13 protein-coding genes are annotated in these 13,634 nt (G+C 62.5%); 5 read left to right on the plus strand and 8 right to left on the minus strand.

All coding sequences use genetic code 11. The features are described from left to right. The 8 genes from PMI07_RS15295 to PMI07_RS15330 are packed head-to-tail and all read right to left on the minus strand — an operon-like array spanning position 1 to position 7,581. Positions 1–1,074: a LacI family DNA-binding transcriptional regulator gene (locus PMI07_RS15295; protein WP_007773218.1), complete on the minus strand. Its 1,074-nt coding sequence runs from the start codon at positions 1,072–1,074 to the stop codon at positions 1–3. 2 nt (positions 1,075–1,076) lie between these two features. Continuing rightward, entirely contained in the window at positions 1,077–3,416 is a 2,340-nt protein-coding gene (locus PMI07_RS15300; protein ID WP_007773220.1) for a molybdopterin-dependent oxidoreductase, read from the minus strand. A gap of 9 nt (positions 3,417–3,425) precedes the next feature. Further along, on the minus strand, positions 3,426–4,148 hold the full coding sequence (locus tag PMI07_RS15305) for an amino acid ABC transporter ATP-binding protein (protein ID WP_007773223.1): 723 nt from the start codon (positions 4,146–4,148) through the stop codon (positions 3,426–3,428). Beyond that, the gene (locus tag PMI07_RS15310) at positions 4,145–4,837 is read right to left on the minus strand and encodes an amino acid ABC transporter permease (RefSeq protein WP_007773225.1); all 693 of its coding nucleotides are present in this window, start codon (positions 4,835–4,837) and stop codon (positions 4,145–4,147) included. Before PMI07_RS15310 ends, PMI07_RS15305 begins: the two co-directional genes overlap by 4 nt. After that, positions 4,837–5,532: an amino acid ABC transporter permease gene (locus PMI07_RS15315; protein ID WP_007773227.1), complete on the minus strand. Its 696-nt coding sequence runs from the start codon at positions 5,530–5,532 to the stop codon at positions 4,837–4,839. The genes PMI07_RS15310 and PMI07_RS15315 overlap by 1 nt, the downstream gene beginning before the upstream one ends. A gap of 53 nt (positions 5,533–5,585) precedes the next feature. Continuing rightward, entirely contained in the window at positions 5,586–5,912 is a 327-nt protein-coding gene (locus PMI07_RS15320) for an NIPSNAP family protein (protein WP_007773229.1), read from the minus strand. A 13-nt stretch (positions 5,913–5,925) separates the two neighbouring features. After that, a complete protein-coding gene (locus tag PMI07_RS15325; protein ID WP_007773231.1) occupies positions 5,926–6,765 on the minus strand; it encodes a TIM barrel protein in 840 nt (279 codons plus the stop codon). 3 nt (positions 6,766–6,768) lie between these two features. Beyond that, positions 6,769–7,581: an NAD(P)-dependent oxidoreductase gene (locus PMI07_RS15330; protein ID WP_007773232.1), complete on the minus strand. Its 813-nt coding sequence runs from the start codon at positions 7,579–7,581 to the stop codon at positions 6,769–6,771. A 254-nt stretch (positions 7,582–7,835) separates the two neighbouring features. Here PMI07_RS15330 and PMI07_RS15335 point away from each other — a divergent pair, with 254 nt between their 5' ends. From PMI07_RS15335 to PMI07_RS33630, 5 genes are all read left to right on the plus strand, one after another. After that, complete coding sequence (locus PMI07_RS15335) at positions 7,836–8,918, plus strand: serine hydrolase (RefSeq protein WP_007773233.1); 1,083 nt, start codon at positions 7,836–7,838, stop codon at positions 8,916–8,918. 69 nt (positions 8,919–8,987) lie between these two features. Further along, positions 8,988–9,236, plus strand: a complete 249-nt coding sequence (locus PMI07_RS15340) for a D-isomer specific 2-hydroxyacid dehydrogenase (RefSeq protein WP_007773235.1) — start codon at positions 8,988–8,990, stop codon at positions 9,234–9,236. A 68-nt stretch (positions 9,237–9,304) separates the two neighbouring features. Further along, positions 9,305–10,150 (plus strand): 3-mercaptopyruvate sulfurtransferase, encoded by an 846-nt coding sequence (sseA, locus tag PMI07_RS15345; protein WP_007773237.1) that lies wholly within the window; start codon positions 9,305–9,307, stop codon positions 10,148–10,150. Between the two features lie 14 nt (positions 10,151–10,164). Then, positions 10,165–13,017, plus strand: coding sequence for an FAD-binding and (Fe-S)-binding domain-containing protein (locus tag PMI07_RS15350; RefSeq protein ID WP_007773239.1), 2,853 nt, complete (start codon positions 10,165–10,167; stop codon positions 13,015–13,017). Next, complete coding sequence (locus PMI07_RS33630; RefSeq protein ID WP_081760768.1) at positions 13,014–13,490, plus strand: ureidoglycolate lyase; 477 nt, start codon at positions 13,014–13,016, stop codon at positions 13,488–13,490. The genes PMI07_RS15350 and PMI07_RS33630 overlap by 4 nt, the downstream gene beginning before the upstream one ends. Positions 13,491–13,634: the final 144 nt, after the last annotated feature.

Consider the following 13,634-nt stretch of genomic DNA (forward strand, 5'->3'; position numbering starts at 1 on the left):
TCAGGGTTGGAATGGAGGCGCGCAGGACTGCCGAAGGATAATTTCCGTCGGCAGGACAATCGAGCGCGGCGGCGAATCTGTCTTGCCCTCCATGCGCCCGATGAGAATGTCGACGGCCTGGCGGCCAAGCTCGCGGCGATCCCACTGGACGCAGGTCATCGGAGGACGGACGATGCGCGCCGTGTCCGTATCGCCGAAACAGAAAACGGAAACGTCCTTCGGTATGCTCAATCCCAGAATGTCGATGCCGCGCAACGTGCCGGTAAGAGCTTGGCTGCCAAGGGTCATGATCGCCGTCGGCCGGGTTGCCGACTGAAGCAGCTGCCGTGTTTCGGCGCAGGCGGCGTCGGCGGTGATGCAACCCGCCCGGATGAGTTCTTCGTCGAAGGGAAGCCCGGCCTCCCGGTGAGCTTGTGCAAAACCGGCGATCCGCTCGACGCCCGGCCGGACGATCCTGTCGGCGGTGATCATGGCGATCCGCTTATGACCAAGGCTGATCAGGTAGCGACAGGCGCCCAGCGCCCCTTCCCGGTGATCGACAAGGACGCTGTCCACGCCTTCCGGCGGCTCGCGATCAAGGATGACGGAAGGCACCTTCGCCTTTCTCAATGCCTGCTTCAGGCGTGGCTGGCGCTCCGTGCCGATCGACATGATCGCACCGGTGAGCACGCCTTCCGACAAGAGGGTGAGCAATTCCTGCTCGCGCCGTTCGTCGTTCTGGGTATTGGCGACCACCAGCGTATAGCCAAGCTGCGCCAGCCGCTCCTCCACGGCGCTCACCACCTGTCCGTAAAGCAGGTTGGAGAGATCCGTCACGAACAGGCCGACGAGCCGGACAGCCGGCGACTTCGCCGCAACAATTCCCTTGCCTTTCGGCCGATATCCAAGACTTTGCGCGGCGGCGAGCACCCGCTCGCTGAGCTCGCTGCTGACAGGCACGTTGCCGAGCACCACACGCGACACAGTGCCGATAGAGACGTTCGCAGCTGCTGCGACTTCGCGGATCGTTGCGCGCCGTTCGCCATTGCCCGGCTCTTCCGGACCGGATTTCCCCATCGGTTTGCGTCCCGCCATCGTCAGCTTCTCCTTGCAGCAGGTAATGCCTCGACCACGGGCATATCATAGGCTGTGATGGATGGAAGCGGCCGGACGTCGTAACGCTCCATTTCGACCAGGCACAACTGGCCAGTAGAGCCTTGGGCAAAGCGAGAGGTTCCCGCGTCGCGGGTCACGGCATTCGGATTGCCGTGAGCGCAGAACACGCTTCCGTCCGCCGTCTCCACGGGATTGAACCAGGCGCCGGTTGCGATCTGCACCACGCCTTCGCGGATGTCGCCAGAGACAACGGCGCTGGCGAGGAATGCGCCCCGGTCGTTGAAGACGCGCACGATGTCGCCATCGGCGATGCCGCGCATTCCGGCATCGGCCGGATTAATCATCATCGGCTCGCGGCCGTCGCGCTTGGATGACTGGCTGAGTGTTCCGAAATCAAGCTGGCTGTGCAGCCGGACGGCTGGTTGGTTGGCGACCAGCTGCAGGGCGAAACGGGCCATGCGCGGGGAACCGGCACCCTCGACCGGCGGTATCCAGGCCGGATGCTCCGGGCAATCGGAATAGCCGAAGCTGGCGATCGTCGGGGAGCTTATCTCGATCCGGCCGCTCGCCGTCGGCAAGGGATGGTCTTCCGGATTGTCGCGAAAACGCCGGAGCAGGCCACCGTCGAACTTGGCGAACGGCAGCTTGGCCTGCCCTTCGCGCCAGAAGGTGTCGAAGTCCGGGAGCGACCAGTTCGCCGCCTCGCATTTGCGCGCCGTTGCCGCATAGAGGGCACGCAGCCACTCCTCCTCCGAGCGTCCCTCGGTAAATGCCTCGCCAACCCCGAGAGCGGCCGCAAGCATGCTGAAAATCGTATAATCGTCCCGAGCCTCGGCAAAAGGCGGCACAAGCCTGTGCATGGCGATGATGCGCTCGTCGCTGCGCGAGGAAGCGATATCGTTGCGTTCCAGCGTCATGGTCGCCGGGAGCACGATGTCGGCGTGCTTGGCGCTGGCCGTCCAGACACTTTCATGGACGACGATCGTATCGGGCCGCCCGAAGGCCTGCCGCAGGCGTCCGAGATCCTGATGATGGTGGAAGGGATTTCCTCCGGCCCAGTAGACGAGCCGAATATCCGGAAAGGTCAGGGTTTCACCGTTATAGTCCTGCGTGCCGCCGGGATTGAGCAGCATCTCGGATATCGACGCACAGGGAATGAAATCACGGACCGGATTTCTCCCCTGATCGAGCGCGACGGCGCTGACGGCGACCCGACGCGTTCCGCTATCGGCCATGGAGCCGAGGCCGTAGCAGAAACCGCCGCCGGGCAGGCCGATCTGCCCTGTCATCGCGGCGAGCACGATCGCCATCCAGATCGGCTGCTCGCCATGTTCGGCGCGCTGCACGGACTGGCTTACGGCGATCACCGTCCGACGTCCGGCAATCTTCCGGGCAACGGCGAGAATATCCTCTTCCGGAATTCCGCAGATGCCGGATGCCCATCGCGCATTCTTCGGCTGGTTGTCCTCGCGACCGAGCAGATAATCCTCGAAAGTGCCGAAGCCGATGCAGCAGCGGTCCAGGAATGCCCGGTCATGGGTGCCGTCCATAACCATGGTGTGTGCGATGGCGAGCAGGACGGCAACATCCGTACCGGGACGGATCGCGTGCCACTGCGCTCCGATCGCCGGATCGAAATCGGCCTTCAGTGGACTGAAGAGGTGGAAGCTGCAGCCCCGGCTCTGCATCGCGGCAAGATAGCCCGGAACCAGGTGGCGACTGGTGCCACCCCCGGTGACGGAGCCATTCTTTGCAGCCATGCCACCGAAGGAGAGGACGAGATCCGTGTGCTCCGCCATTTCCTCGAAACGCACTGAATTCAGGTAGGACTCGTCATAACCAGCAAAGACGCGAGGCAGGATGACCATCGCCGCGCCGGCGCTGTAATTGTTGACCGAGCGTACATAGCCGCCAAGACAATTGAGAAAGCGATGGACCTGGCTCTGGGCGTGGTGGAACCGTCCGGCGCTCGACCAGCCATAGGAGCCTCCGTAGACGGCGCGCGGACCGTAATCCGAGTAGACGCGCCTAAACTCACCCGCCAGCAGCGGCACCACTTCGTCCCATTCCATGGCAACGTAAGTGTCGCTGCCCCGCCGATCGGTCGGGCCGGGACCGTTCTCCAGCCAGCCGCGGCGCACCATCGGGCGGGCAATGCGGGATTTATGCCGAGCCGCCGTTTCGAGATTGCCAAGGATGGCTGACGGCGATGGATCATCCGCAAACGCGCGGACTTCCAGCCCATCGTCGCGCCAGCGCCCGTGGAAGGCGCCCCAGTGCGAGGAATGCGTCAGAAAGCCGTCGTCGGGTGTTTCGTTCAAAGCATGACCCTAGTTGATCGAACTCAGGAAGCGCTGGACGCGCTCGTTCGGATGCGAATTGAAGAATGCGGCCTTGTCCGTATCGACGATGATTTTTCCCTTTTCCATCAGCCAGACGCGATCGGCGGCTTCGCGCGCGAAGCGCATTTCGTGGGTAACGCACATCATCGTCATGCCCGTCGCTGCCAGTTCGCGCATCAGCGCCAGCACTTCGCCGATCATCTCCGCGTCGAGCGCGCTCGTCGGCTCGTCGAACAGCATGATCTCGGGCTGGAACGCGAGCGAGCGGACAATCGCGACGCGTTGCTGCTCGCCGCCGGACAACTGCGCCGGATAGTTGCTGGCGCGCCGGGTAAGGTTCACTCGCTCCAGAAGGGCCATAGCGCGTTTGGTGGCCTCGTCGCGTGGCATTTTCAGGATCTTGGTGAGGCCGATGACGATATTGTCGAGCGCAGTCAGGTGCGGGAAGAGATTGTATTGCTGGAACACGAAGCCGATCTTCTGCCGCAGCTTGTTGATATCGACGCCACGGCTGTTGACGTCCACGCCGGCGATTTCGATACGGCCCGTGGTGATCGGCTCCAACCGGTTGAGGGTCCGCAGAAGCGTCGACTTGCCCGAGCCGGACGGCCCGCACAACACGACGACCTCGCCTTTCTCGACGCGGGCGTTGATATCCGACAGGGCCCGGAAAGCGCCGAAATCCTTGTTGAGCGACTGGATGCTGATCATCGGACGGCGCTCCGGTTTCGGGCGATGCGCCTGTCGAGTAACCCGGCGATCTGGGTTAGGCTGAAGCAGAGTACGAAATAGAGCGCGGCGAGGACCATGTAGACCTCCATCGGACGCGTCATCAGGATGCCGTTCACCTGGCTTGCCGAATAAGTCACCTCGCCCAGCGCGATCACGTAGGCGAGCGAGGTTTCCTTGATGACGGACGTGAACTGGTTGAGGATGCCGGGAATGACATTGTAGAGCGCCTGCGGCAGGATGATTTTCCAGATGATCATCCACCGCTTCAGGCCAAGCGCCAGTGCCGCTTCGGTCTGCCCCTTGTGAAGCGCCTCGATCCCGCCCCGGATGACTTCCGAAAGATAGGCCGTCTGGAAGAACACGATGGCAATCACCAAAGTCGTGAACGGCGACAAGGGAAAGCCGAGAAGCTGCGGCAGGAAGAAATAGATCCACAGGAGCAGCATCAAAAGCGGGCAGCCGCGGATCAGTGTCGTATAGGCCTCGCATGCCCTGCGGACCCAGACCGACTTCGAACCGCGCAGCAGCGCTACGCCGATTGCGAAGGGAAACGTGATGGCAAGCGAGACGACGGCGATGATGAGGGTCATGGCCAGCCCGCCGATCGGACCGCGAGGATAGGTTCCGAGCAGGAAAAATTCCCAGTTTTCAGAAAACACCTGCCACATCAGCGCGTCCTCGAAGCGTTGTTGCGGGAAAGCCGAGAACCGAGCCAAATCAATGGCATGGTTCCAGCCAGATAGGCGACTGTGATGACTGAGAAGGACTCGAAAATCCGATAGGTTTCGTTCTCGATCAACCTCGCCTGATAGGTGAGTTCCGCCACGCCGATGACGGCGGCAAGGCTGGTCGCCTTGAACAGCAGCAGGGTCTGATTGACGAGAGGCGGCAGCGAATTGCGCATCGCCTGCGGCAGAATGATCCAGCGCAGCGAGCCGAGGAAGGTAAAGCCCATCGCCCTGGCTGCCTCGAACTGCACCTTCGGCAACGTGCGGATACCCGACCGCAGGTCCTCGGAAATATAGGCGGCTTGATAAAGCGCGATCGCAATGACTGCAAAGATCAGCTCGGAATTATGCGAGTTGATGAAATCGTTCGCGGAATACGGCAGAAGCTGCGGTATGCCGAAATACCACACGAAGAGATGCACGAGCAGCGGTACGTTTCGCTGATACTCGACATAAGCCCAGACGAGAAGCTCAAGTGGCCGGAACGGGACCATCCGGACGATCGTCAGCAGGATGCCGACAGCCATCGCACCCACCCAACACAAAACAAACAGCAGCAGCGTCATCGCCAGGCCGGTGATCAGCAGCCAGCGATAATGCTCCGTAAAGATCGCCGAAAAATCCAGGGCCGGCATGCGTTCTCCTCCCGCACGGCATTAGGGCGCGTATTACAGCGCGCCCTCTCCTCCTACTGCATCGGCGAGAAGGCCGTCGGCTTCAGGAAGGAATTGACGATCTTGCTGATCAGCGGACCATTCTTTTCCGATTCCGCGCGTGGAGTCAGCCAGTTCGGATCCTTCATGAAGGTCGCCCATTTCTCTTCCCGCTCAGCCATCGATTCCCAGGCGAGCATATAGTAGAGCCTCAGATTGCTGTCGCCGATTTCCACCGTCCAGAAACCGACAGGACGGATGCCATGCGATTTCCAGAGCGGTAGCGTCACCGTCTCGAAGCGCTTCAGAAGATCCGGGAGCCGGCCTGGGACGGCTGAGTAATCGCGCAATTCGTAAATCATGATGTCTCCTCCTTTAGTTCTTTTGGCGTGTTGATGCGACTGCCGGATGATCAACGGCAGCGACGAAGGGCAGGGTTGCGGCCGCCGCGCGCTTCACGAGTTCGCGGGGCGGAAGATGCCCGTGATCCCGGTGCGGCGCTTCGAGGCTTACCGGCAGGTCGGGATCGAGTACCCCGAGCAGGCCGGCGAGATCGAGCTCGCCTTCTCCCGGATAAAGCCGCGTCGCACGCGCTTCGGCGGCGATTTCGGATGCCGGCGGAAGCTTCGCCGGCGCATCGCAGAGATGCACATAGGCAACCGTGCGCGGCTGCAACCGTGCAACCTCTTCCACGCTGCCGCCACTGCGCGACAAATGCAAAGCGTCGATCAGGATGCGGGCGTTGTCCATGCCGATGCGGGCCTGGACGCGCCTGGCCTGTTCCAGTGTCCGGAGCTTCTGGAAGGGCATGAACTCGATACCGACGACGATGCCGAACGGCTGCGCCGCTTCCGCCAGTTGTCGGTAGCTGTCGACCAGGCGATCCTCCTCGTCGTCGATGCCGGCGCTGACAATCGCCCTGGCGCCCATGGCGGCCGCGGACTCGAGCCCGGCCATCATCGCCTCGACGCTGAAATCCGGCCAGATCGAAAACGTCTCGCCCTCGAAGACCGTGATGCCACAGCTTCGAGCCCGTTCGGCGATCTGCTGTGACCGCTTCAGATCGCCGGAGATCGGCCAGCGATGCGCAGTATGTTGCGGCGGTCTGTTGCGAATGCCGACGCCGCCGAAGCCAAATTCGGCTGCAAGGTCGATGAGTTCCTCGGGGGAAGCCTCGAGCGCCGTCAGGTGCGAGATGCAGACCAGCCGCGCCATGACCTACTTCCCGGACCGTTCGATATCGCCGGTATATTCGATCGAGCAGAGCTTGGCGCCCATGAACTTGTCGGAAACCGGGTCGGAATAGGCTGCCTTCTGCCGCTCCATCGCCGCAAGAACATGATCTTCGCCACGCCCTTCCGGCTTGTAGCCCAGTTCATAGGCGCGTGAATTGTCGTACCAGCCGCGCTCGTTGTGGGAGACGCCATAGACGATGTCGTAGTGGATATCGGGATGGTCGAGACCGATGCACATGAGCTGGGCGAGATCTTCCGGCTTGACCCACAGGGCCAGCCGGCGAATGTCCTCCGGCTCGTCGAACACCCGGCCGATGCGGATGCAGAAGCATCGCATCCCGTGCTTGTCCGCATAAAGCGCCGCAAGGGATTCGCCGAATGCTTTGGTGACGCCATAGCGGCTCGACGGCCGCACGGGCACGTCGATGCCGAAGCGCCGGTCGCGGGGATAGAAGCCGACAACCTGGTTCGTGGAGGCGAAGACGATGCGCTTCACGCCAGCCTTGCGAGCCTCCTCGAACATGTTGAATGTGCCGACGATATTGGCCTGCAGCATCTTCTCCCATTCGTATTCGAAGGGAAGGCCACCAAGATGGATGACACCGTCGACACCATCGACCGCCCGCGCCACGGCAGCGACATCTGCAAGATCCGCCTCGACAAACTGTTCGCCCGCGACAAGGTCATCGGGCCGCCTCACGTCGGATAGGATCAAGTTTTCATAACGGCCACGCAGGATCTTCCGCAGCCGCGTCCCGACCCCACCTGCCGCACCGGTCAAAAGCACTCTTCTCACGATATCCTCCCAAGGCCGCGCCCATGTTTGCGACACCCTCTCCATGAGACATTCATGTCATACGGTCGCTCCGGGGGTCAACATAATTTTCATTATTTTCATGATATTTTTGAAGTTGAATCGCTAATTATGTAGTTATCTCCTTTTTTTATATGTGAATTATTTTACCAGTTTTTCCGCAAAAAATATTTATTTTCTTGAGTTTTCGGCATGCATGTGAAAATCCTCTACCGAAGACAATCGAGGAGGCGATCATGTCAGAATTGATTTATCCGGGTCGAGCGCCTGCCTGGCCCGAGCGGAAGAGCGCGGCGCTCGATGCCGTTGTCGCGGAGATTTCCGGCTGGGAAACCTCTGTCTCCGTCGACCTTCGCGACTTCAAGCTCAAGGAAAACCTCGGTGAATATTCCGAGGGCGAGCACGGCGCGATCATCGGTCCGATGCCTGATCGCGGCCCCCCGACGGGCCTTGTCATCCACAAAGGCCTGAAGGTCGCGGAATGGGGAACGCCAGAGCGTGCCGACATCGCCTTCAGCGTCAGCAAGGGCGCGCTCTCGACGCTTGCGGGGCTGGCACTTGCAAGGAATCTGATGTCGTCCCTTGATGCGCCTGTAGCCCAGTCGGTCAGCGCTGAAGCCTTCGAGGGGCCGAATGCGGTGATCACCTGGCGGCATCTGCTGACGATGACCAGCGAGTGGCACGGCTCGCTCTGGGGCATTCCGGACAGTATCGACTGGAACCGCGCGGTACCGAAATTCCCTGGCTCGCCGCCTAAGGGCACCCCGCGCGACCGCAAGGCGCCGGGCGAGTTGTGGGAGTTCAACGACGTCCGCGTCAATGTTTTGGCACTTGCCCTGACGCTCCTGTGGAAGCGCCCTCTGGCTGACGTTCTGAAGCAGGAGATTTTCGACCCGATCGGGGCGAGCAGCGACTGGGAGTGGCACGGTTACGAGACCTCCTATGTCGAGATCGAAGGGCGACACGTTCCTGTCGTGTCCGGCGGCGCGCATTGGGGCGGCGGGCTGATCATCCCGGCGACCGACCTTGCCCGGCTGGCGCTGCTTTATGTCCGTCGTGGGAACTGGGAGGGCCGGCAAATCCTTCCGGAAAGCTGGTTCGATGCAGTCCGGGAGCCATCGCTCAATCCGAATTTCGGCCTGATGTGGTGGAATAACGGGCGCTCGACGATCCCGTCGCTCTCCACCTCCGCTATCTGGGGATCGGGCATCGCCTCGTTTCTCGTGGCCGACGCCGCCAAGGATCTGGTGATCGTCCTGCGTTGGTATGACGTCCCGCGCCGGGATGAATTGATCGGAAAGATCGTCGATGCCCTCTGATCGGACCGCGCCCGACAGCGGCGCATCCGCTTTCGGGTCGAGATGATCAGGAGAAGAGGAGAAGTCAGCGTGCCGACGACCGTCATCGGTGAGTTCATCGACCGCGATGCTCTTTTGCGTCTTGATCTGGCTCCGGCGCTCGCCGATGCCCGCGTCTTGATCGTGCACAACCGAACCCGGGTGGACGCTACGCTGCTCGCTGCGGCGCCGCATCTCGAGGCCGTCGGGCTGGACAATATCGATCTCGCTGCCTGCAGCGATCGCAGTGTCACGATCCACCCGCCGACCGGCAGACGAAGCAACCGCTCGCGTCAGTGATCTTGTTGCCAACCGGATTCTCGGTCACCTGGCAACACGCCATTCATCGTTCTGAAAGGTTCCCCTTGATGTCCACGACCAGCCCCCTCGTTTCCACCCAATGGCTCGCCGACCACCTTGGCGATCAAAAGCTCGTCGTACTCGACGGCTCGTTCAAGCTGCCGGGAGTGACGCCGATCGCCAGGGAAGACTACCAGGCACGGCATATTCCGGGCGCCCGCTTCTTCGATATCGACGCGGTCGCCGACCATTCGACCACGCTCCCTCACATGCTGCCCTCGCCAGCCGAGTTCGAAAAGGCGGCCGAGGCGCTCGGCATTTCCAACGACAGCTTCATCGTCGTCTACGATACGCCAGGCCTGATGTCGGCGGGGCGGATCTGGTGGACCTTCCGCGTATTCGGGCATCAGCAGGTCGCGATCCTTGACGGCGGCCTCAAGGCCTGGATGGCCGAGGGGCGGCCGGTGACGGCGGAAACGCCGGAGGTCACGCGCGGCGCCTTCAAGGCGACATTCGATGCCGGTCGCGTCGTCTCGAAGGCCGACTTGCTCGAGAACGTCAGCACCGGCGAGCGCCCGCTGATCGATGCCCGCTCGGCCGCCCGCTTCAACGCCGTCGAGAAGGAGGCGCGTCCCGGCCTTCGCTCCGGCCATGTCCCCGGCAGCCTCAACCTGCCCTTCAACCTGCTGACCGATCCCGAAACCGGCAGGATGAAGCCGGTCGCCGATATCGAGAGACTGTTCCGTGACGCCGGTCTCGACATGTCGAAGCCGACGATCGCCTCCTGCGGCTCGGGCGTCACGGCCTGTGCGCTGGTCTTCGGCATGTATCTCACCGGCAAGGACGATGTCGCGGTCTATGACGGCGCCTGGACGGAATGGGGCATGCCGGGCGAAACGCCTGTCGAGCCCTGAACAGGATTTTTCCGATGCTGGATCCCGATCACGGCCACCAAGTCTTTCTCGCCTCCGTCCGGCAGGTTATGCCCGCGGAGAACGTCCTCGAGGGCCTGTTCGAGCGCGTCACCCACGGCGCCGACGCCAGTCCCTACAGCCTCGTGCCGAAAGCGGTACTGCTGGTCGAGACCGAGGAGGAAATTGTCCATATCCTGTCGGCGGCCAACCGTACCGGTGTGCCGGTCACGTTCCGAGCCGCCGGCACCAGCCTTTCCGGCCAGGCGGTGACGAACAGCGTCCTTGTCAAGCTCGGCCATAACGGCTGGCGCCAGTTCGAAGCGCGCGAGGCCGGGCAGTTTGTGCGCGTCGGCCCGGCCATGGTCGGCGCCCATGTCAACGCTCGCCTTGCCCGGCACCACCGCAAGATCGGACCCGATCCGGCCTCGATCGGTGCCGCGATGATGGGCGGCATTGCCGCCAACAATTCCAGCGGCATGTGCTGCGGCACCGAGCAGAATACCTATCGCACGCTGCGCTCGATGCGGATCGTCTTTATCGATGGCACCCGCCTCGACACCGGCGATCCGGAAAGCCGTATCGCCTTTGCCCGCACCCATGTGGCTTTTCTCGAAGAACTTTCCGCGATCGCCCGCGAGGCAACCGGCGACGCGGTGCTTTCCGCGATGATCCGCCGCAAATACGAGATCAAGAACACGACCGGCTATTCGCTGAACGCGCTTACCGACTTTACGGATCCGATCGACATCCTCCAGCATCTGCTGATCGGATCGGAAGGCACGCTTGCCTTCATCAGCGAGGTGACGCTGGAAACCGTACCGGAACCGAAGTTGAAATCGGCGGCGCTGGTCCTGTTCCCAGACATGCGTTCGGCCTGCGCCGCCGCCACACGGCTGAAGCTGGAGCCGGTCTCCGCCGTCGAGATGATGGACTTCGCCTCCCTCGCCTCGGTAATCGGAAAGCCAGGCATACCTGACAGTTTCGCGACCCTGCCGTCCGGTACGTCGGCGCTGCTGATCGACCTGCGCGCAGAAACGGCCGAAGAGCTCGACCGCTACGCGATTTCCGTCGAGGCAGCACTAGCCCATTTCGCGCCCCTGGAACGGGCGCTGTTTTCGACCGATCCGGTGACCTATGCGAACTACTGGAATGTTCGCAAGGGCCTGCTGCCGTCGGTCGGCGGCATGCGCCCGGCCGGCACGACGGTGATCGTCGAGGACGTCGCCGTACCGATCGAACACCTGGCCGATGCCGCCATTGCGCTGCGCGAGATCTTCGACCGGCTCGCCTATGACGATGCGATCATCTTCGGCCATGCGCTCGACGGAAACCTTCACTTCGTCTTTCCGCAATCCTTCAATACTCCCGCCGATATCGTGCGTTACGCGCTGCTGACAGCCGAGATTACCCAGATGATCGCCGTGCGTTTTGAAGGTGCGCTGAAGGCCGAACACGGGACCGGCCGAGCGATGGCGCCGTTCGTCGAACTGGAATGGGGCGCCAAGGCCTATGGCCTGATGCGGCGGATCAAGGCGCTTTTCGATCCAAACGGGATTCTCAACCCGGGCGTGGTCATTTCCGACGATCCGGACATTTATCTGAAAGCCCTCAAAGCTCTGCCGACGGTTGATCCGCTGATCGACAAATGCATCGAATGTGGCTTCTGCGAACCGGTCTGTCCTTCCCGGGCGCTGACCACGACGCCGCGCCAGCGGATTGTCGCGACCCGGGCGCTCGCCGCTGGCACCTTGCCGGACGAGGCGTCCAGGCATCGCTACGACTATGCGGCAGTAGATACCTGCGCTGGCGACGGGCTCTGCGCCGGCTTCTGCCCGGTCGGCATCGACACCGGCGAGATGATGCGGACGCGTCGGCAGCTACGCCGTGGACCGGCCAGCCGCACAGCAGCGCGAACCGTGGAGCATCACATCGGGCTTGCCATGAGCGCGGTACGGGGAGCGCTCGGCGTCGCCGATCTCGGCCAGCGGGCGCTCGGCCCCGGTGGAATGAACCGCACGATACAGTTGCTGCGCGGAATATCCCGCGGACGCATCCCACAATGGACGCCCTACCTGCCGACGCCCGGCCGCAGGCCGAAAACAGGGACGTTTGCAACGACGACCGCGCGTCCCCGGATCGTCCTTTTCTCGAGTTGCGTGAGCAGCGTCATGGGCCCGGCCCGCGACGCCCCGGACGCACGCCCCCTGTGGGACGTTTTGAAATCCCTGTTCGACAGGGCGGGCTATGACGCGGTGCTGCTCACCGCCGTCGAGACAGCCTGTTGCGGCATGCCGTTCCAGAGCAAGGGCTTTCCGCAGCAGGCTGCAGAAAGTGCCGCGACGCTCGCCGCGCGTCTTCTGGAAGCAAGCCGCGGCGGCAGCGATATCGTCGTCAGCGACACGAGCCCCTGCTCCAACCAGATGGCGCTGACATTCCCGCAGAATATCCGGCCAATGGATATTACAGCGGCGCTCGCCAGGCTCGTCCTGCCCAAGCTCAACATCCGCCGCAAGGCTGAGACGATTGCGCTGCACGTCACCTGCAGCACGCGCAAGATGGGCCAAGACGCACTGCTGCTCGAACTTGCTCGCGCCTGTGCGGACGAGGTCATCGTGCCGGATGACATCGAGTGCTGCGGCTTTGCCGGCGACAAGGGTTTCGACACGCCGGAACTGAATGCCAGTGCGCTCAGGACCCTGAAGGGTCAGCTGCCGGAGCGCTGCAACACCGGCTATTCGACCAGCCGCACCTGCGAAATCGGTCTTTCGGCCCATTCCGATCGCCACTACCAGTCAATCGCCTATCTGCTCGACTGGGCCAGTACCGAAGCGCCGGCCCATGCGGCGATCAAACGAACGACACCATGAAAGGTCTTGCCATGTACGCCATGCCGCTCACCGACGATTGTCTCGAACCATTCGCCACTCGGCTTCGTGCCCATCCTGGAGAGCGCACCGTCTATCCGGTGGTAACGGAGCCCGGCGACAGCCCCGGCAAGCCGGTGTTCTCGATCATGACCCACGCACCCGTGGAAGGCGACATCGTCGTAACCAAGCTGGAGCGTCACCCACACACCAGCCAGAGCTTTCTCGCACTCAACTCCGACCGCTGGCTCGTCATCGTCGCTCCCACGAAGGCCGACGGCGATCCGGACGTGGACAAGGCCATGGCTTTCATCGCAGGCTCCGGCGACGCCATCTGCTTCCATCGCAATGTGTGGCATGCCCCGCTCACCGTCCTCGGTAGGCCGGCCGACATGGCGATGATGATGTGGAAGGTCGACAGTGGCGACGACAACGCATTCTACGACCTGCCGAAGCCGCTCGTCGTCACCGTCTGAACCGCAGGCGCGAGCAATCTGCGCGCGACCGTAGCGTCAGGCCGTGTTGAGCAAGCCCCGGGGAATTTACCGGCAACGCCTTTGGAAAACGCGCCGGGTTTGTTCATCCACCCGGCGCTCTCGCCCATCCGAGTGTCCCGTCAT

Source organism: Rhizobium sp. CF080 (assembly GCF_000282095.2).
Lineage (GTDB): Bacteria > Pseudomonadota > Alphaproteobacteria > Rhizobiales > Rhizobiaceae > Neorhizobium.

Bases quoted from the DNA above. Each gene is read 5' to 3' on its own strand.
- PMI07_RS15310 (WP_007773225.1), bottom strand. From the start codon at position 4,837: ATGTGGCAGGTGTTTTCTGAAAACTGGGAATTTTTCCTGCTCGGAACC.
- PMI07_RS33630 (WP_081760768.1), top strand. From the start codon at position 13,014: ATGAAAGGTCTTGCCATGTACGCCATGCCGCTCACCGACGATTGTCTC.
- PMI07_RS15305 (WP_007773223.1), bottom strand. From the start codon at position 4,148: ATGATCAGCATCCAGTCGCTCAACAAGGATTTCGGCGCTTTCCGGGCC.
- sseA (WP_007773237.1), top strand. From the start codon at position 9,305: ATGTCCACGACCAGCCCCCTCGTTTCCACCCAATGGCTCGCCGACCAC.
- PMI07_RS15350 (WP_007773239.1), top strand. From the start codon at position 10,165: ATGCTGGATCCCGATCACGGCCACCAAGTCTTTCTCGCCTCCGTCCGG.
- PMI07_RS15335 (WP_007773233.1), top strand. From the start codon at position 7,836: ATGTCAGAATTGATTTATCCGGGTCGAGCGCCTGCCTGGCCCGAGCGG.
- PMI07_RS15315 (WP_007773227.1), bottom strand. From the start codon at position 5,532: ATGCCGGCCCTGGATTTTTCGGCGATCTTTACGGAGCATTATCGCTGG.
- PMI07_RS15320 (WP_007773229.1), bottom strand. From the start codon at position 5,912: ATGATTTACGAATTGCGCGATTACTCAGCCGTCCCAGGCCGGCTCCCG.
- PMI07_RS15295 (WP_007773218.1), bottom strand. From the start codon at position 1,074: ATGGCGGGACGCAAACCGATGGGGAAATCCGGTCCGGAAGAGCCGGGC.
- PMI07_RS15325 (WP_007773231.1), bottom strand. From the start codon at position 6,765: ATGGCGCGGCTGGTCTGCATCTCGCACCTGACGGCGCTCGAGGCTTCC.